18 protein-coding genes and 2 riboswitches are annotated in these 17078 nt (G+C 61.9%); of the genes, 12 read left to right on the top strand and 6 right to left on the bottom strand.

Annotated elements, in window-relative coordinates:
• Positions 1–97 precede the first annotated feature (97 nt).
• Positions 98–682, top strand: coding sequence for a Fe-S biogenesis protein NfuA (gene nfuA / locus PMI34_RS08485; RefSeq protein WP_007912592.1), 585 nt, complete (start codon positions 98–100; stop codon positions 680–682).
• A gap of 96 nt (positions 683–778) precedes the next feature.
• On the opposite strand, the gene cobM is transcribed toward nfuA, so the two are convergent.
• The 4 genes from cobM to PMI34_RS08505 form a co-directional block, all read right to left on the bottom strand.
• Complete coding sequence (gene cobM, locus PMI34_RS08490; RefSeq protein ID WP_008052019.1) at positions 779–1525, bottom strand: precorrin-4 C(11)-methyltransferase; 747 nt, start codon at positions 1523–1525, stop codon at positions 779–781.
• Positions 1526–1608: 83 nt separating this feature from the next.
• On the bottom strand, positions 1609–2022 hold the full coding sequence (locus PMI34_RS08495; RefSeq protein ID WP_008052018.1) for a cobalamin biosynthesis protein: 414 nt from the start codon (positions 2020–2022) through the stop codon (positions 1609–1611).
• Positions 2019–2726 (bottom strand): CbtA family protein, encoded by a 708-nt coding sequence (locus PMI34_RS08500; RefSeq protein WP_008052017.1) that lies wholly within the window; start codon positions 2724–2726, stop codon positions 2019–2021. Before PMI34_RS08500 ends, PMI34_RS08495 begins: the two co-directional genes overlap by 4 nt.
• A gap of 11 nt (positions 2727–2737) precedes the next feature.
• Positions 2738–2929, bottom strand: coding sequence for a CbtB domain-containing protein (locus tag PMI34_RS08505; RefSeq protein WP_008052016.1), 192 nt, complete (start codon positions 2927–2929; stop codon positions 2738–2740).
• A 121-nt stretch (positions 2930–3050) separates the two neighbouring features.
• A riboswitch (cobalamin riboswitch) is annotated at positions 3051–3276 on the bottom strand.
• Positions 3277–3486: 210 nt separating this feature from the next.
• Positions 3487–3699, top strand: a riboswitch (cobalamin riboswitch).
• Positions 3700–3802: 103 nt separating this feature from the next.
• Between PMI34_RS08505 and cobW the strand changes: the two genes are divergently transcribed.
• The 4 genes from cobW (at position 3803) to PMI34_RS08525 (ending at position 10461) form a co-directional block, all read left to right on the top strand.
• On the top strand, positions 3803–4873 hold the full coding sequence (gene cobW, locus PMI34_RS08510; RefSeq protein ID WP_008052015.1) for a cobalamin biosynthesis protein CobW: 1071 nt from the start codon (positions 3803–3805) through the stop codon (positions 4871–4873).
• Between the two features lie 3 nt (positions 4874–4876).
• Entirely contained in the window at positions 4877–8725 is a 3849-nt protein-coding gene (cobN, locus tag PMI34_RS08515; protein WP_008052014.1) for a cobaltochelatase subunit CobN, read from the top strand.
• Positions 8726–8788: 63 nt separating this feature from the next.
• Positions 8789–9796 carry an ATP-binding protein gene (locus PMI34_RS08520; protein WP_008052012.1) on the top strand — a complete coding sequence of 336 codons (1008 nt, stop codon included), beginning with the start codon at positions 8789–8791 and terminating at the stop codon, positions 9794–9796.
• Positions 9797–9915: 119 nt separating this feature from the next.
• Positions 9916–10461 carry a vWA domain-containing protein gene (locus PMI34_RS08525; RefSeq protein WP_008052007.1) on the top strand — a complete coding sequence of 182 codons (546 nt, stop codon included), beginning with the start codon at positions 9916–9918 and terminating at the stop codon, positions 10459–10461.
• A 151-nt stretch (positions 10462–10612) separates the two neighbouring features.
• Here PMI34_RS08525 and PMI34_RS08530 read toward each other — a convergent pair whose 3' ends face one another.
• On the bottom strand, positions 10613–11836 hold the full coding sequence (locus PMI34_RS08530) for an NADH:flavin oxidoreductase/NADH oxidase family protein (RefSeq protein ID WP_008052006.1): 1224 nt from the start codon (positions 11834–11836) through the stop codon (positions 10613–10615).
• Positions 11837–11912: 76 nt separating this feature from the next.
• On the opposite strand from PMI34_RS08530, the gene PMI34_RS08535 reads away from it, so the two are divergent.
• Entirely contained in the window at positions 11913–12317 is a 405-nt protein-coding gene (locus tag PMI34_RS08535) for a MerR family transcriptional regulator (protein WP_008052005.1), read from the top strand.
• Here PMI34_RS08535 and PMI34_RS28835 read toward each other — a convergent pair.
• Positions 12303–12509: a hypothetical protein gene (locus tag PMI34_RS28835; RefSeq protein ID WP_157222732.1), complete on the bottom strand. Its 207-nt coding sequence runs from the start codon at positions 12507–12509 to the stop codon at positions 12303–12305. The genes PMI34_RS08535 and PMI34_RS28835 overlap by 15 nt on opposite strands.
• A 134-nt stretch (positions 12510–12643) precedes the next feature.
• Between PMI34_RS28835 and PMI34_RS08540 the strand changes: the two genes are divergently transcribed.
• From PMI34_RS08540 to PMI34_RS08565, 6 genes are all read left to right on the top strand, one after another.
• A complete protein-coding gene (locus PMI34_RS08540) occupies positions 12644–13492 on the top strand; it encodes a transporter substrate-binding domain-containing protein (RefSeq protein ID WP_008052004.1) in 849 nt (282 codons plus the stop codon).
• Positions 13493–13543: 51 nt separating this feature from the next.
• Positions 13544–14206, top strand: a complete 663-nt coding sequence (locus tag PMI34_RS08545; RefSeq protein WP_032829783.1) for an amino acid ABC transporter permease — start codon at positions 13544–13546, stop codon at positions 14204–14206.
• 9 nt (positions 14207–14215) lie between these two features.
• On the top strand, positions 14216–14878 hold the full coding sequence (locus tag PMI34_RS08550; RefSeq protein ID WP_008052002.1) for an amino acid ABC transporter permease: 663 nt from the start codon (positions 14216–14218) through the stop codon (positions 14876–14878).
• On the top strand, positions 14875–15669 hold the full coding sequence (locus tag PMI34_RS08555; protein ID WP_008052001.1) for an amino acid ABC transporter ATP-binding protein: 795 nt from the start codon (positions 14875–14877) through the stop codon (positions 15667–15669). Before PMI34_RS08550 ends, PMI34_RS08555 begins: the two co-directional genes overlap by 4 nt.
• Before the next feature lie 30 nt (positions 15670–15699).
• Complete coding sequence (locus PMI34_RS08560) at positions 15700–16089, top strand: RidA family protein (protein ID WP_008052000.1); 390 nt, start codon at positions 15700–15702, stop codon at positions 16087–16089.
• 187 nt (positions 16090–16276) lie between these two features.
• On the top strand, positions 16277–17041 hold the full coding sequence (locus tag PMI34_RS08565) for an IclR family transcriptional regulator (protein WP_008051999.1): 765 nt from the start codon (positions 16277–16279) through the stop codon (positions 17039–17041).
• Positions 17042–17078 lie beyond the last annotated feature (37 nt).

Raw genomic sequence — 17078 nt, 5'->3', positions numbered from 1 at the left:
CAAGCCCGCTCCCACAATTCTTTCCCGACAAAAATACTAGGACTTTGTCCGGCGCGTCGATTGGCGTAAACTGCGTCCAAGCCTGCGAGGAGTTTCCATGACCGCTATTACCATCACCGACGCCGCCCACGATTACCTGGCTGATCTGCTCTCCAAGCAGAACACCCCGGGCATCGGCATCCGCGTCTTCATCACCCAGCCTGGCACCCAGTACGCCGAAACCTGCATTGCCTACTGCAAGCCGGGCGAAGAAAAACCCGAAGACACCGCGCTGGGGCTCAAAAGCTTCACCGCGTACATCGACCACTTCAGCGAAGCCTTCCTGGACGATGCCGTTGTCGACTACGCCACCGACCGCATGGGCGGCCAGCTGACCATCAAGGCCCCAAACGCCAAGGTTCCGATGGTCAACGCCGACAGCCCGGTCAACGAGCGCATCAACTACTACCTGCAAACCGAGATCAACCCGGGGCTGGCCAGCCACGGCGGTCAGGTCAGCCTGATCGACGTGGTCGAGGACGGCATCGCTGTCCTGCAGTTTGGTGGGGGTTGCCAGGGTTGCGGTCAGGCCGACGTGACGCTGAAGGAAGGCATCGAGCGCACCTTGCTCGAGCGTATTCCAGAGCTCAAGGGCGTTCGCGACGTGACCGACCACACGCAGAAAGAAAACGCCTACTACTAAGGTGTTCGCTGCGAAATGAAAAAACGGCGCCCCGTGAGCGCCGTTTTTTTATGGGGAAATTTCGTTGACCCCTTCGCGAGCAAGTCGAAGAGGGCCTTATGGGCGATACAAATGCGCATGCCCCGCGCGATACAGCGACGACTCGCTGAAGTGATCACTGCCCAGCACCCGACCCACCAGAATCAACGCCGTACGGCGAAAGCCCTTGGCTTCAACCTTCCCGGCAATATCCTCGAGCGTTCCCACCACCCAATCCTGATCCGGCCAGCTTGCGCGATGCACCACCGCAATCGGGCAATCGACGCCGTAATGTGGCACAAGCTCCTCAACGATCTTCGCCAGGTGATTGACCCCCAAATGAATCGCCATGGTCGCGCCGTGTTGCGCCAGGCTGGAGAACTCCTCTCCGGGAGGCATGGCGGTCTTGTCGGCGTAGCGAGTGAGGATCACGCTCTGCGAAATGTCCGGCAGGGTCAGTTCCGCGCCCAAGAGCGCCGCACAAGCGGCTGTAGCGGTGACGCCGGGTACGATCTCGAACGGAATGCCCAGCTCACGCAGATAGCGAATCTGCTCGCCAATGGCGCCATACAGGCTCGGATCGCCGGAGTGCACCCGGGCCACATCCTGGCCTTTGGCGTGGGCGCTCTTGATCAGGTCGATGATCTGTTCCAGGTGCAGTTCGGCACTGTTGACCACTTGTTCGGCACAGTGACCTTCCAGTACAGCGGCCGGTACCAGGGAGCCGGCATAAATGATCACCGGGCAGCTGCGAATCAGCCGCTGGCCCTTGACGGTAATCAGCTCGGGGTCGCCGGGACCTGCGCCAATGAAGTAGACGGTCATGGTCGGTTCCTGTGGGAAAATAGAGGCTGAACAGGGCTTCAGATGAAGAATGTTCATGATCAAAGGCGGGGATTATCGGTTTTTTACGCAGCGCCGGCCAATGCCAGGGTTGCCTGAGCGTATTTTTGTCGTGGAATCAGCAGTTTTGCCGGGCCCTGGGCCAGTTGTTCCGCCAGGGCCAGTGCGGCGCTTTCCGCCACGCCGTAGCAACCGGTGCGTTCAAACGCTATTTGCGATTGATGGCTGAGTTGCGGCTCATAAGCGGCCAGTTGTTCACTGCTGAAATACTTCAATTCCAGTCCAAGCTGCTGAGCCAGTTCGATCAATGCAGGTTCGTCGCGCTTCGAATCGATGCTGGCCAGCGCCTTGATTTCATGACGAGCAATCTGGTGCGCCTCCAACGCCTGATCGAGCAGCGCGAGCAACGTGCTGACGGGGCAGCCCCGTTGGCAGCCCAGGCCGACCACCAGGGTCGGCGCTGTGCTGACGTCAGTCATGCGTGGTATTGACCATCGCTTTTGCGACGGAACAACCAGGCGCTGATAAGGCCCAGGGCCAGCCAGAACGCCACGTTGGTCAGATGCGAAGCGATTTTGAACTGGGTTTCCAACGCCTCTGGAGCAAGCATCGAATGCACTTGCGGTTGCGGCGCGCCAATCACATGAGGAACGGCAAGGATCGCCACACCGAGGACTTTCATCAGCCAGTGACGGCTGAACACGAGCAGCGTGATACCGACGGCGGTGCAGGCGGCGGTACCGATCCACCACAGTTGCCGTTGTGCCAGGTCGGCGGCGGCAGTGCCTGGCAATTCAGGCGGCAGGCCGAGGGTCGGCGCGAGTACGAAGGTCGCGTAACCGGCCAGGCCCCAGAGCAGGCCCTGGGAGGTTTTGGTCGGCGCACGCAAGGTGTACAGGCCGGCCAGCATCAGGGCGAAACCGACAGCCACCACCAGGTTGCCGCCGGTGGTGGACAGCACGCGCTGCCAGCCGTCTTCCGGCTCCCAGGCTTGTGCATCGTGAGTGTGGGCAGCCATCGCACCGTCGGCGTGCTCATGCATTTCAACAGCGGCCGGTTCGGATTTTTCGTAGGTCTCGGCCTGCAAAATCAGCGGAGCGACCCAGAAACTTTGCAGCAGGGTCAGCAACAGGGCGGCCAGCAGCCCGGTGAAACCTGCGGTTTGCGCAATACGCTTGATCATGTCGACAGCTCTCAATGGCACGGGAACGCGGAGCTGTGGCGGGTATCGTGGGCGGCGTTGTGCACCGCTTCGATGTGCGAGAAACCGGCGAAATACACAAGGCTTGCGCCCAGGATCGACGCGCAGACGGCGGCGGTCAGACGTTGGGTCAGGGTTGAGGTGGTGCTCGCGGATGTGTGTTCGGCGCTGCTGATGATCGACATGGCGTATCCCTCTGGTCTGTCAGCGGGGAATAAGAGCGCATGCAAACCCCCGCACGACCAGGCGCGCAGAGGTTCAAACAGCGCCCGCCCACCGCGGGTTTGTTGGTTCAGTGATCGTACTGGTCACTTTGTGTTGCGGGCCGGTCTCCGGGCTCACGAGGGGCACAGGCTTGGGCCTGAACCTGAAAACATCACCTTCCCATGCCTTGGGGGCACAGTGGATCTGACGCTTCGCTCGCTTACCGTTGCGGGGGCAGCACCGGACTGACATGGCTTAAGAGTAAAGCACATGATTCACCGGTTTCCCGTTTCACCCTGTGAAGGGCACCCGTAACAAGGTGTGTAGGAGAGCATGGGCGGGGGTTGGGCGTCAATTGGCAAGGGTTCTCAACTGGAAACCGAGTCGCTTTCTTCGCGAGCAAGCCCGCTCCCACACTTGACCCTTTTCCCCTGCAAGAACCCGATCAAATGTGGGAGCGGCGGTGCGGCGATCCGACTTGCTCGCGAAGGGCACACCGCAGAAGTCACGTGAACATTGACCCGCCCCAAGACCATGCGTAGCCTTGCGCTCTCGAGGTTCTTCGGTATTTGCCGAAGCTAAGAAGGGAACGCGGTCGATGCCGCGGCTGCCCCCGCAACTGTGAACGGTGATGTTCGTTGCCACGCCACTGCAGGCTCAATCCATGAGGCCGGCGGGAAGGCGCAGCGAATGCCAGGCTCAAGGCCGGCACACCGTCAGCCAGGAGACCTGCCTCGTTACAGATTCTCACTTTCAACCGGGCGGGGTGATCCGGTGGCGAACTCTTCAGGCACGCGACCCCGCGTTGCCGGTCGTCGTCCCGCATGCCCGCCACCTAAGCCATAGGGCATCCGATGAAAACACTGGCCAAACTCCCCGTCACCATCGTCACCGGCTTTCTCGGCTCGGGCAAGACCACGCTGCTGCGGCACATGCTCGACAACGCCCAGGGGCGCCGCATCGCCGTGATCGTCAACGAATTTGGCGAGTTGGGCATCGACGGCGAAATCCTCAAGCAGTGCTCCATCGGTTGCACCGAAGAAGAAGCCAACGGCCGTGTCTATGAGCTGGCCAACGGCTGCCTGTGCTGCACTGTCCAGGAAGAATTCTTCCCGGTGATGCGCGAACTGGTGGCCCGTCGCGGCGATCTGGACCACATTCTGATCGAAACCTCCGGTCTGGCCCTGCCCAAGCCTCTGGTGCAAGCCTTCCAGTGGCCGGAAATCCGCAGCGCCTGCACGGTGGACGCGGTGATCACTGTGGTCGACAGCCCGGCCGTGGCCGCCGGCACCTTTGCCGCGTTCCCGGATCAAGTCGACGCCCAACGCAAGCTCGACCCGAACCTGGACCACGAATCGCCACTGCACGAACTGTTCGCCGACCAACTGGCCAGCGCCGACCTGGTGATTCTCAACAAAACCGACCTGATCAACCCGGCGGACCTGGCCCGTGTACGCCTGGAAGTCGCCGAAGAGTTGCCGCCAGCGGTGAAAATCGTCGAAGCCAGTAGCGGTCGCCTGCCGCTGGACGTGCTGATCGGCCTGGGTGCCGGCTCCGAAGAACACATCGACAGCCGTCACAGCCACCACGACCATCACCACGATGGCGACGACGATCATGATGACCACGATCACGATGCCTTCGATTCGATCTCCATCGAACTGCCGCAAGCCGACGAAAGCCTGCTGCTGGATGCGCTGACCCAATTGGTGGTCCAGCACGGCATCCTGCGGGTCAAGGGTTTTGCGGCAATCCCGAACAAACCGATGCGCTTGCTGATCCAGGGCGTGGGCACGCGTTTCGACAAGCACTTCGACCGCCAGTGGGGTGCCGAAGAGGCGCGCATCACCCGCCTGGTGCTGATCGGCCAGGAACTGGACGCCACTGTTCTCGAAGCGCAATTGCGCGCCGCGCTCAGCGTGTAAACCATGCACCTGCTCAGGACCCAGCCCGGCGGTTTCGTGTCGGAAGACAACATTGCCGACCTTGGACAAACCCCCGCCGAGCTGGTGGTCCTGTGCAGCGGCGATTCCAGCCTGGCGCTGCTTGCCGAAGCGGCGCAGCAATTGCCCGACGATTACCCGAGCGTGCGCCTGGCCAACCCGATGCAGGTGCAGAACCATGCCTCGGTCGATTTGTACGTCGATGAAGTGCTGCGTCACGCCAGGGTGATCCTGATTTCGCTGCACGGCGGCATCGCCTATTGGCGTTACGGCATCGAGCGCCTGGTAGAGCTGTCGCAGCGCGGCGTGCAGGTGATTCTGGTGCCGGGCGATGATCGCCCGGACCCGGAGCTCAGCGACCTGAGCACCGTCGGTGCCGAGGATCGCGACCGGCTCTGGCAGTTTCTGCGCCAGGGTGGCATGGGCAACGCCCTCGATTTCTTCCGCTGCCTGGCTAACCGCTGGCTGGTCCGTGATTACACCTGGGGCGAGCCGCAAACCCTGCCGCGCACGGCGGTTTACCATCCGCACAAACACTCCGCCGCACTGAGCGACTGGCAGGCCGACTGGCACGCCGATCAACCGGTGGCGGCGGTGCTGTTCTACCGCTCGCATTTGCAGGCGGCGAACACCGCGTTCATTGATGTTTTTTGCCAGCGATTGCAGGCGGCGGGGTTGAATCCATTGCCGATTGCGCTGGCCAGCCTGAAAGAACCCGGTTGTCTTAGCGTGGTCGAGGACTGGCTGGACGAGGCCAACGTCTCGGTGATTTTGAACACCACCGGCTTCGCCCAATCCAGTCCGGAAGCACCCCATCTGCGCCCGTTTCGCCGCAATATTCCGGTGATCCAGGCGATTTGCGCCCAAGACAACGAACCCGGTTGGCGCGCCAGCGAACAGGGGCTTGGCCCCCGTGACCTGGCGATGCACATAGCCTTGCCTGAACTGGACGGACGCATCATCAGCCGCCCGATCAGTTTCAAGGACCTGGCGTGGCGCAGTGAGCGCAGTCAGTCGGATGTGGTGTGCTACCGGCCGCAAACGGAGCGCATGGATTTCGTGGCCGAACTGGCGCGGCGTTGGGTCGACCTGGCGCGGGTGCCCAATGCAGAAAAACGCATTGCCTTGATTCTCGCCAATTACCCGACCCGCGACGGCCGCATCGGTAACGGCGTCGGCCTGGACACCCCGGCAACCGCGCTGAATATCCTGCGGGCACTGCATGCCGAAGGTTATCCATTACCGGCCGAGTTGCCGGACAGCGGCACCGCGCTGATCCAGCAGTTGCTGGGCGGCGTCAGCAACGACCTCGAGACCCTCGACCTGCGTCCGTGCCAGCAAAGCCTGGGGATGGATGACTATCTGGCGATGTTCAATGCCCTGCCCGAAGCCAACCGCACGGCGGTGCTTGAACGTTGGGGTGCACCGCAGAGCGACCCGATGTGTCGCAGCGGGCGGATGATGATCGCCGGCCTGCGTTTTGGCCTGACCTTCGTCGGCATTCAGCCGGCCCGGGGTTATCAGGTCGACCCGAGCGCGGTGTATCACGACCCGGACCTGGTGCCGCCCCACGGCTACCTGGCGTTCTACTTCTGGCTGCGCAACACCTACGGCGCCCACGGCGTGATCCACGTCGGCAAACACGGCAACCTCGAATGGCTGCCGGGCAAAGGCGTCGGGCTTTCGGAAAACTGCTGGCCAGATGCGTTGCTCGGGCCGCTGCCGAACATCTATCCGTTCATCGTCAACGACCCGGGCGAGGGCGCCCAGGCCAAGCGGCGCACCCAGGCGGTGATCATCGATCACCTGATGCCACCGCTGACCCGCGCCGAAACCTACGGCCCGCTGCGCAACCTCGAACTGTTGGCCGACGAGTATTACGAGGCGCAACTGCTGGATCCGCGTCGTGCCCGAGAGTTGCAGCGCGACATCCTGCAACTGGTGCGTGACACCCACATCGACCGTGAACTGCAACTGGACGAACAGCTCGACAGCGATGCCGACGCGGCGATCTGGTTGCCGCGGCTCGATACTTACCTGTGCGACTTGAAAGAGTCGCAGATCCGCGATGGTCTGCATGTATTCGGCGAATCGCCCGCCGGGCGCTTGCGCATCGATACCTTGCTGGCGTTGTTGCGCATTCCACGGGGCGATGGGCGGGGCGCGCAGTCGAGTCTGCTGCGGGCCCTGGCCAAGGCTTTCGGTCTGGGCTTCGACCCACTGGATTGCACGCTGGCCGACCCCTGGACCGGGCCGCGTCCCGAACCACTTTTGCTTATCAGCAACGAGACCTGGCGCACGGCGGGCGATACCCGCGAGCGCCTGGAACTGTTTGCCGCGCAGTTGATTTCGGACGCGTTGAATAATCCCTGTGGGAGCGGGCTTGCTCGGGAATCGGTTGAGCATTCAACATTGATGTCGATTGACCCGCCGCTTTCGCGAGCAAGCCCGCTCCCACAAGGGGCAGGCTGGAATGAAGTGCAGGCCATCATCGATGGTTTGCGCGAAGTGGTCGCCCCGCGCCTGGACGCCTGCGGCCCGGCGGAAATGCGCGGCTTGCTCGACGCCCTCAGCGGTCGTTTCGTCCCGGCCGGCCCCAGCGGCGCGCCCAGCCGTGGTCGCCTGGACGTGCTGCCCACCGGGCGCAACTTCTATTCGGTGGACGTGCGCAACCTGCCGACCACCACGGCGTGGCGCATCGGGTTCCAGTCGGCCAACCTGATTCTGGAGCGACACCTGCAAGACCACGGCGATCATTTGCGCCAGCTCGGTCTGTCGGTGTGGGGCACCGCGACCATGCGCACCGGCGGCGATGACATCGCCCAAGCGATGGCGCTGATGGGCGTGCGTCCGGTGTGGGCCACCGGCAGCCAGCGGGTCGATGATTTCGAGATTCTGCCGTTGAGTCTGCTTGACCGTCCGCGGGTCGACGTGACCTTGCGTGTGTCCGGTTTTTTTCGCGATGCCTTTGCCAATCTGATTCGCTTGTTCGACGCGGCGGTGCAAGCGGTGGCCGACCTCGATGAGCCGGACGACCTCAACCCGTTGGCGGCCAAGGTACGCGCCGAGCGTGCAGCCTTGCTGCAGTCAGGGCTCGATGAAGAGGCTGCGCGACGTCAGGCCGGCTGGCGGATATTCGGGGCCAAGCCCGGCGCCTACGGCGCGGGCGTGCAGGGCGCCATCGACGGTCGCCTGTGGCAGAGCCGCGAGGACTTGGCCGAGGTCTACCTCAACTGGGGCGGCTACGCTTACGGCGGTTCCGACGAAGGCACCGCCGCCCGCGAACAATTCAGCCAGCGCCTGAGCCAGGTGCAGGCGGTGCTGCAAAACCAGGATAACCGCGAGCACGATTTGCTCGACTCCAACGATTACTACCAGTTTCAGGGCGGCATGCTCGCGGCGGTGGAAAGTCTGAAAGGCGAGGCAGCGGCCAGCTATCATGGCGACCACAGCCAGCCGGACCTGCCGAAGATTCGTACCCTGAAGGAAGAGCTGAACCGGGTGATCCGCTCCCGGGCGGCCAACCCGAAGTGGCTCGAAGGCGTCAAGCGTCACGGCTACAAAGGTGCGTTCGAAATGGCCGCGACGGTCGACAACCTGTTTGCCTTCGACGCCACCACGCAGTTGATCGACGATCACCAGTACGCGTTGCTGGCCGATGCCTACTTGCTCGACCCAGGCACCCGGGATTTTGTCCGTGAACACAATCCCCATGCCTTGCGCGACATGACCGAGCGCATGCTCGAGGCGCAACAACGCGGGATGTGGAAGGAGCCCGGCGAGTACCGCGAGGCATTGGAGAATCTGTTGCTGGATATAGAAGAAGACAGCTAGTCACCGCAAACCCTGTGGGATACAGGTGTCTATGACATCACCGACCATGACCGAGATTAAACAATGACCGACACCCCGCATTTTCCGCTCTCCGCCGTGGTCGGCGCCGACGATTTGAAGCTGGCCCTGTACCTGACCGCCATCGACCCGAAAATCGGCGGCGTGCTGATCGAAGGCCCGCGAGGCATGGCCAAGTCGACCCTGGCCCGCGGTCTGGCGGACCTGTTGGCCAGCGGTCAGTTCGTCACCTTGCCGCTGGGCGCCACCGAGGAGCGCCTGGTCGGCACCCTTGATCTCGACGCGGCGCTGGGCGAAGGTCGGGCACAGTTTTCCCCCGGCGTGCTGGCCAAGGCCGACGGTGGCGTGCTCTATGTCGACGAGGTCAATCTGTTGCCCGATCACCTCGTTGACCTGCTGCTCGATGTGGCTGCCAGCGGCACCAATCTGGTGGAACGCGACGGCATTTCCCATCGGCACTCGGCGAAGTTCGTGCTGATTGGCACCATGAACCCGGAAGAGGGCGAACTGCGTCCGCAATTGCTTGACCGTTTCGGCCTGAACGTCGCACTCGGTGGCCATACTGCGCCTGCCGAGCGCGGTCAGATCATCCGCCGTCGCCTGGATTTCGACAGCGATCCGCAAGGTTTTTGCGCCGAATGGGAATCGGCGCAGGCGTCTCTGCGCGAACGTTGCCAGAACGCACGCAACGCACTGGCAAACATTCCCCTCGATGACCAGGCGTTGGCACAGATTACCGAGCGCTGCTTTGCTTCTGGCGTCGATGGATTGCGCGCCGATCTGGTCTGGCTGCGTGCCGCCCGGGCGCACGCCGCCTGGCGCGGGGCGAACGCTATCGCCGAGGACGATATCGATGCCGTCGCCGAGTTCGCCTTGCGCCATCGTCGTCGCGAGCATTCACCACCGCATCCTGCGCAATCCCAAGCGGCGCAACCCTCTGCGCCGCAGAACGCCAATCCGAGCGAAGGGCAGGGCCAGTGGGGCGAGTTGCCTGCCCAGGCGCTGGCGGTCGGCGCACGACGTGAAGTGCCGAGCTGGCCAAAAAAGCCCTAGGCATTCGTCCTCGCTCAAACGCGGGGGCGAATGCCAGACCCCGTGCCGGGCGGCTGGACCACGGCAAACAGGGCAAGCGTCAAACGGCCCCCAGCGGTTCGATCAACTGGCCGTGCACATTGCTCAATGGTCGACCGCGTCAGCACGACGACCTGCTGTTTCACCTGCGCACACGTTCGCCCCATGAACTGTGGCTGGTGATCGTGGATGCCTCCGCATCGACCCGCCGTCATCAGGCATTGAGCGATGCCAAGGGCTTGCTGGCGCAGTTGTTCGACGATGCCTATCGTCAGCGCGCGCGACTGGCCCTGCTCACGGCCAGCGGTGCTGCACCCAAGTGGCAGGTTCAGGGGTTGAAGGCCTCGACCGGGTTGCGCCATTGGCTCGATGGCCTGGGTGCCGGTGGCGGCACGCCGCTGCTGGCGGCATTGAACGAAGCAGGGCAGTGGCTTGCCGCACGGCAGAAACGTTTTCCGGCAGAGCAGCAGCGGTTGCTGTTGTTGACCGATGGTCGGCTGAAGGACTGGTCGCTGCTGCCGACGCTGGAGTGTCCGGGGCTGTTGATCGACATCGAGCGCGGACCGATCAGGCTCGGGCGCAGCCGGGTGTTGGCGGCGCAGTTGCAGGCCGAGTATCGGCATATTGACGAGCTGATTCCGGGCTGAGATCTGTTTTGCCTGTACTGGCCCCTTCGCGGGCAAGCCCGCTCCCACAGGATCAGCGCCATTTCAAAATCTGCGCATGACCTGTGGGAGCGGCGGTGCGGCGATCCGACTTGCCCGCGAAGGCGGTGGATCAGTCAACATCAATTCCGGATTACTTACCCATCGCCTGCCGGTACTGCCGGGTGCGCTTGCCAATGTATAACCGGTCGAGAATCAACGCCCACAACGCCGAAACTTCAGGTCGGGTTTTGCGCCCACGGCTCAAGCGATGCAGCTGGAACTTGACCACCGCCATGCTCGCCAGTGCCGCCAGGGGCTTGCGCTTCCAGCGGATCGGCGGCAGTTGTGGGTGGCTGTCCAGGCCTTCGCGCCAGTGCTTGACCAAGTGCGGTTCCACGGCCAGCGCAGTGCCGATGCCGGCCATGGCGATGCCGCTGTCGAGAACCTGTTCGACGATTGCCAATCGCCGGATCCCACCGGTCACCATCACCGGCATCCGCGCCACGCTGGCCAATTCGCCGGCCATTTCCAGAAAGTACGCCTCACGTGCCAGGGTCCGGCCGTCGCGGGCTTCGCCTTGCATGGCCGGTGCTTCGTAACTGCCGCCGGAGAGCTCCAGCAGATCGAGCGGTAGTTCGTTGAGCCACTGGATTACTTGCCGTGCATCATCGGCATCGAAACCTCCGCGCTGGAAATCCGCCGAGTTGAGCTTTACCGACACACAAAACTGCGGCGACACAACCTTGCGAACCGCCTCGACGACGGACAACAGCAGGCGCGCACGATTTTCCAGGGTGCCGCCCCATTGATCGGTGCGCCGATTGGTGAGCGGCGAAAGAAACTGGCTGATCAGGTAGCCGTGGGCGGCGTGGATCTGCACGCCGGTAAAACCGGCTTTCTCGGCCAGTGCGGCGCTGGTGGCGAAGCGTCGGATCACCTCCTGGATGTCGTCTTCGCTCATGGGCTTGGGTTCGGCGAACATCTTCGAGAACTGGCCCAGATCCAGCGCAACCGCCGACGGCGCCAGAGTTTGCTGGCCAAGGTTGGCCATGGTCTGGCGGCCAGGGTGGTTGAGCTGCACCCAGAAATGTGCACCGCCAGCCCGGCCGACGCTGGCCCACTGGCGGAAGCGCTCCAGATGGCGTTCGTCCTCCAGCGCTACGCCGCCGGGGCCGGTCATGGCGCGGCGGTCGATCATCACATTGCCGGTCAGCAACAAACCGGCTTCGCCTTCGGCCCAGGCCTGATAGAGGCGAAACAGCGCCTGGTCAGGCACCTGATCGGTGTTGGCGAGGTTCTCTTCCATGGCGGCTTTGGCAATGCGATTGCCGATGGTCTGGCCGTTGGGCAAATTCAAGATCTGGAAGGGTGACATGCTTGACTCCTCGAAGTGATGAGTAGAGGCTAAGCTTAAAGTTAACTTTAATGTCAAGCAGGAAAGTGAGGCCGCAATGAAAATTGGCGAATTGGCGCAGTTGAGCGGGCTGACCGCATCGCGCATCCGTTTTTACGAGTCTCAGGGATTGATCCGGCAGGTCGAGCGTTCTTCCAACGGGTATCGGCGTTACTCGCAACAGGCGCTGCAAACCCTGCAACTGATCCAATGCGCGCAACAGGCCGGTTTCAGTCTGGAGGAGCTCAAGCAATTGCTGCCGGATAATGTGACGGGCGCGTTCAAGCACGATGAGTTGATGGCGGGCCTGCATCGCAAGATCGGGCAGATCGAAGAGATGCAACGGCACCTGGCCCACAGCAAGGCGCAGTTGCTGGAATGGATCGACACCATTCAGGCCCGGCCCGAAGGCATGAGTTGCGATGAAAATGCCGAGCGGGTGATGACGTCATTCAAGCACTGATTGCGAGGACATCGGTTCAGCGCACAAGGGTTGCCCGGCAGCGCTGACGATGCCGATGCCGATGCCGATGCCGATGGAGCAGGGCTGTGCATTGGCGCAGCCCGTTTGAGAACCAGATACCCGCCCTTTGTAGCCAACGGTAGCGGTTACGGTGCCGAGCGATTCGTAACGTTTTTTACTGTTTGTACGCATCCCTCTGATTCAAAACAAATTTCATTCCCCCTCACATTCCCTCCACATCCTGTGGCACACTTTCTGCTGTCTATTCCGTTGTTACATACCATGTTCCGGTATAGCGGAATGCACATTACCCTGGAGTGCTTGCCATGCATCGCCGACCTTCCTTGTTCAAAGCATGTGTTCTTCTGTTCGCGGCTTCTGCCGCTGCCATGGGCGTGGCCCAGGCGGCGGACAGCAAGCTCGATAGCGTTCTGGCCCGCGGCAAACTGATTGTGGGCACCGGCAGCACCAACGCGCCGTGGCACTTCCAGGGCGCGGATGGCAAGTTGCAGGGTTTCGATATCGATATCGCCCGAATGGTCGCCAAAGGGTTGTTCAACGACCCGAGCAAGGTCGAGTTCGTGGTGCAGTCGTCCGACGCGCGTATCCCCAACCTGCTGACCGACAAGGTCGACATGAGTTGCCAGTTCATCACCGTGACCGCCAGCCGTGCCCAGCAAGTGGCGTTCACCCTGCCGTACTACCGCGAAGGCGTGGGCCTGCTGTTGCCGGCCAACAGCAAGTACAAGGAAATCGACGACATGAAAGCCGCCGGCGATGGCCTGACCGTGGCGGTGCTGCAAAACGTCTATGCCGAAGAGTTGGTGCATCAGGCACTGCCCAAGGCCAAGGTCGATCAGTACGACAGCGTTGACCTGATGTATCAGGCCGTGAACTCCGGTCGTGCCGACGCGGCGGCCACCGACCAGTCTTCGGTCAAATACCTGATGGTGCAGAACGCCGGCCGCTATCGCAGCCCGGCTTACGCCTGGAGCCCGCAAACCTACGCCTGCGCGGTCAAGCGCGGCGATCAGGACTGGCTAAACTTCGTCAACACCACCCTGCATGAAGCCATGACCGGCGTTGAGTTCCCGACTTACGCGGCATCGTTCAAGCAATGGTTCGGCGTAGACCTGCCGACTCCCGCGATTGGTTTCCCTGTCGAATTCAAATGATCCCGTGAGAGCGGGGCGGTTATGAATCGCCCCGTTCAGGTACTGCTGACCATGAACTATCAGTTGAACTTTGCCGCCGTCTGGCGCGATTTCGACACCTTGCTGGCGGGGCTCGGCATGGGCCTTGAACTGGCCCTGGTGTCGATCGCCATCGGCTGCGTGATCGGCTTGATGATGGCGTTTGCATTGCTGTCGAAGCATCGTGCATTGCGGGTACTGGCGTCTGTGTATGTCACGGTGATCCGTAACACGCCGATCCTGGTGTTGATCCTGTTGATCTACTTTGCGTTGCCGAGCCTGGGGATCCGGCTGGACAAGATCCCGTCGTTCATCATCACCCTGTCGCTGTATGCCGGGGCCTACCTGACCGAAGTGTTCCGTGGCGGTTTGCTGAGCATTCCCAAGGGCCTGCGTGAAGCCGGTTTGGCCATTGGCCTGGGCGAGTGGCAGGTCAAGGCCTACGTTACCGTGCCGGTGATGCTGCGCAATGTATTGCCGGCGCTGTCGAACAACTTCATTTCGCTGTTCAAGGACACCTCGCTGGCGGCCGCGATTGCCGTACCGGAGCTGACCTATTACGCGCGCAAGATCAATGTCGAGAGCTACCGGGTGATTGAAACCTGGCTGGTGACCACGGCGCTCTATGTGGCGGCCTGTTACCTCATTGCCATGATGCTGCGTTACCTCGAACAGCGTCTGGCGATTCGCCGATAGGAGGCTCCCATGTACGAATCCCCCAGTTGGTTGCATGAGTTGTGGGTGGCGCGCGAACCCCTGTGGCAGGGCTTCCTGACCAGTGTCCAGGTGTCGGTGCTGGCGATTTTGCTTGGCACGCTGGTTGGTGTCGTCGCCGGACTGGTACTGACCTACGGCAAGTTCTGGATGCGCGCACCGTTTCGTTTTTATGTCGATGTGATACGCGGCACGCCGGTGTTCGTGCTGGTGCTGGCGTGCTTCTACATGGCGCCGGCACTCGGCTGGCAGATCAGCGCCTTCCAGGCCGGTGCGCTGGGTTTGACGCTGTTCTGCGGCTCTCACGTTGCCGAGATCGTGCGCGGTGCGTTGCAGGCATTGCCGAACGGGCAGATGGAGGCGAGCAAGGCCATCGGCCTGACGTTCTACCAGGCTCTCGGTTACGTGCTGTTGCCCCAGGCGTTGCGGCAGATCCTGCCGACCTGGGTCAACTCGTCCACCGAGATCGTCAAGGCCTCGACCCTGTTGTCGGTGATTGGTGTGGCAGAGCTGCTCCTCAGCACCCAGCAGATCATTGCCCGGACGTTCATGACCCTGGAGTTTTACCTGTTCGCCGGTTTCCTGTTCTTCGTCATCAACTACGGCATCGAATTACTCGGCCGGCACATTGAAAAGCGGGTGGCTTTGCCATGACTCAGACTCAAACCAATGCACAAAACGGCCAACCGCTGCTGGACATTCGCGGCCTGCACAAGCGTTACGACCAGCTCGAAGTGCTCAAGGGCGTCGACCTGAGCATGCAGCGCGGCAACGTGGTGACGCTGATCGGCTCCAGTGGTTCGGGCAAGACCACGCTGCTGCGCTGCGTGAACATGCTTGAAGAGTTCCAGGGCGGGCAGATCCTGCTCGACGGTGAATCCATCGGTTATGACGAGGTCAACGGCAAACGCATTCGTCACCCGGAAAAAGTCATTGCCCGCCATCGCGCCATGACCGGCATGGCGTTCCAGCAGTTCAACCTGTTTCCGCACCTGAGCGCATTGCAGAACGTCACCCTGGGCCTGCTCAAGGTCAAGAAGCTGCACAAGGACGAGGCCGTGGCCCTGGCCGAGAAATGGCTGGAGCGCGTTGGCTTGCTGGAGCGGCGCGATCACTTTCCCGGTCAATTGTCTGGCGGTCAGCAGCAGCGCGTGGCGATCGCCCGGGCGATTGCGATGAACCCGAGCCTGATGTTGTTCGACGAAGTGACCTCGGCGCTGGACCCGGAACTGGTCGGCGAAGTGTTGAGCGTGATCAAGGGCCTGGCCGAAGACGGCATGACCATGCTGCTGGTGACCCACGAAATGCGCTTTGCCTTCGAGGTTTCGGACAAGATCGTCTTCATGAATCAGGGGCGTATCGAAGAGCAGGGGCCGCCCAAGGACCTGTTCGAACGCCCGCAATCGCCACGACTGGCGGAATTTCTCAAAAGCACCCGTTTTTGATCCTTCAATTTTCAATCAGGAGAAACACTCATGAGCATTACTCGTTACGGCACCGGCAGCACCGCCGCTGGCGGTCAGCCTCGCCCTTTCGCCCGCGCTGTTGAAGCCGATGGCTGGCTGCACGTTTCCGGGCAGGTGCCGGCGGTGGACGGCGAGATCATTACTGGCGGTATTGTCGAACAGACCCACCAGACCATGAAAAACCTGATCGCGATTCTCCAAGAGGCAGGTTTCGGCCTGGAAGACGTGGTGCGTGCTGGTGTATGGCTGGAGGATCCGCGGGATTTCACCAGTTTCAACAAAGTCTTTTCCGAGTACTTCAAGCCCGAGCACGCCCCGGCGCGGGCCTGTGTGCAGGCGAACATGATGGTCGACTGCAAGGTCGAGATCGATTGCATCGCGTATAAGAAAAAGGCTTGAACCGAGTCGCGCCCATCGCGGGCAAGTCGAATCGTCGCACCGCCGCTCCCACAGGAATTGAAGGTGTGTTTGCAATCTGTGGCAGCACACAGAACCTGTGGGAGCTGGCTTGCCAGCGAAGGCGACCTTACGGCCAGCATTGCGCTCTGGGTAAACTCCCCGGCGACTTTGAATGGGAACCACTGAAATGACCGAAGACACCATCAAGCGCCGGGCACGCGGTCTGGACCGGGCGTTCGATATCCTCGATTTCCTCAAGGAAATCGGCCAGCCCCTGCGCCCGAACGACATCGCCAACGGCATCGGCAGCCCCAAATCCACAGTCTACGAACTGGTGGCCTCGCTGCTGGAACGACGGATCCTGGAGCCGGTGGGCAAGGACGGTCACGTCTACCTCGGTCGTCAGTTGTACTTTCTCGGCCAGGCGCATTTGCGCCATTTCGACCTCACCCGCGAGGCCGATCACGCCTTGCAGGAAATCGTCAGCCAGACCCATGAAACCGCGCAGATGTGCCTGCTCAACGGGCGCAAATACACCGTTGCGCTGATGAAAGAGGGGGAGCGGCATTTTCGCATTTCCTCGGACATCGGCGAAAACGCGCCCATCCCCTGGACCGCATCCGGGCGCCTGTTGCTGGCGCACCTGAGCGACCAGGCAATCGTCGACCTGATCGACCACGACGACTTCATCCTGCCCGATGGCGAACGCTTGCCTCTGGAGCAGTTCCTCAAGGAAATCCGTCAGGCCGGTATCGATGGATTCTTTTCCTTCGATAGCGTCGCCGACACCTTTACCCATTGCTTCGCCGCGCCGGTCAAAGACCTCAACGGCGTGGCCATCGCGACCCTGTGTATCGTCGCCCCACGGGCCGATGCCAAGAATAACTACAACGACTACCGCCGGGTGCTGATCCAAAGCGCCAACAGCCTGGCCCGTCGCATCAACGAATAACAGCGGCTGTCTGCGGCCGCGTGAACGAGGAGTTCGA

The sequence above is a fragment of the Pseudomonas sp. GM74 genome, assembly GCF_000282455.1.
Taxonomy (GTDB): Bacteria; Pseudomonadota; Gammaproteobacteria; order Pseudomonadales; family Pseudomonadaceae; genus Aquipseudomonas.
The sequence above is the reverse complement of the archived record's forward strand: the minus strand, read 5'-3'. Positions and strand labels throughout refer to the sequence as shown.

Bases quoted from the DNA above. Each gene is read 5' to 3' on its own strand.
- PMI34_RS08530 (WP_008052006.1), bottom strand. From the start codon at position 11,836: ATGTCACCCTTCCAGATCTTGAATTTGCCCAACGGCCAGACCATCGGC.
- cobW (WP_008052015.1), top strand. From the start codon at position 3,803: ATGAAAACACTGGCCAAACTCCCCGTCACCATCGTCACCGGCTTTCTC.
- PMI34_RS08495 (WP_008052018.1), bottom strand. From the start codon at position 2,022: ATGACTGACGTCAGCACAGCGCCGACCCTGGTGGTCGGCCTGGGCTGC.
- PMI34_RS08545 (WP_032829783.1), top strand. From the start codon at position 13,544: ATGAACTATCAGTTGAACTTTGCCGCCGTCTGGCGCGATTTCGACACC.
- nfuA (WP_007912592.1), top strand. From the start codon at position 98: ATGACCGCTATTACCATCACCGACGCCGCCCACGATTACCTGGCTGAT.
- PMI34_RS08550 (WP_008052002.1), top strand. From the start codon at position 14,216: ATGTACGAATCCCCCAGTTGGTTGCATGAGTTGTGGGTGGCGCGCGAA.
- PMI34_RS28835 (WP_157222732.1), bottom strand. From the start codon at position 12,509: ATGCGTACAAACAGTAAAAAACGTTACGAATCGCTCGGCACCGTAACC.
- PMI34_RS08500 (WP_008052017.1), bottom strand. From the start codon at position 2,726: ATGATCAAGCGTATTGCGCAAACCGCAGGTTTCACCGGGCTGCTGGCC.
- cobM (WP_008052019.1), bottom strand. From the start codon at position 1,525: ATGACCGTCTACTTCATTGGCGCAGGTCCCGGCGACCCCGAGCTGATT.
- PMI34_RS08555 (WP_008052001.1), top strand. From the start codon at position 14,875: ATGACTCAGACTCAAACCAATGCACAAAACGGCCAACCGCTGCTGGAC.
- cobN (WP_008052014.1), top strand. From the start codon at position 4,877: ATGCACCTGCTCAGGACCCAGCCCGGCGGTTTCGTGTCGGAAGACAAC.
- PMI34_RS08565 (WP_008051999.1), top strand. From the start codon at position 16,277: ATGACCGAAGACACCATCAAGCGCCGGGCACGCGGTCTGGACCGGGCG.
- PMI34_RS08505 (WP_008052016.1), bottom strand. From the start codon at position 2,929: ATGTCGATCATCAGCAGCGCCGAACACACATCCGCGAGCACCACCTCA.
- PMI34_RS08535 (WP_008052005.1), top strand. From the start codon at position 11,913: ATGAAAATTGGCGAATTGGCGCAGTTGAGCGGGCTGACCGCATCGCGC.
- PMI34_RS08540 (WP_008052004.1), top strand. From the start codon at position 12,644: ATGCATCGCCGACCTTCCTTGTTCAAAGCATGTGTTCTTCTGTTCGCG.
- PMI34_RS08520 (WP_008052012.1), top strand. From the start codon at position 8,789: ATGACCGACACCCCGCATTTTCCGCTCTCCGCCGTGGTCGGCGCCGAC.
- PMI34_RS08560 (WP_008052000.1), top strand. From the start codon at position 15,700: ATGAGCATTACTCGTTACGGCACCGGCAGCACCGCCGCTGGCGGTCAG.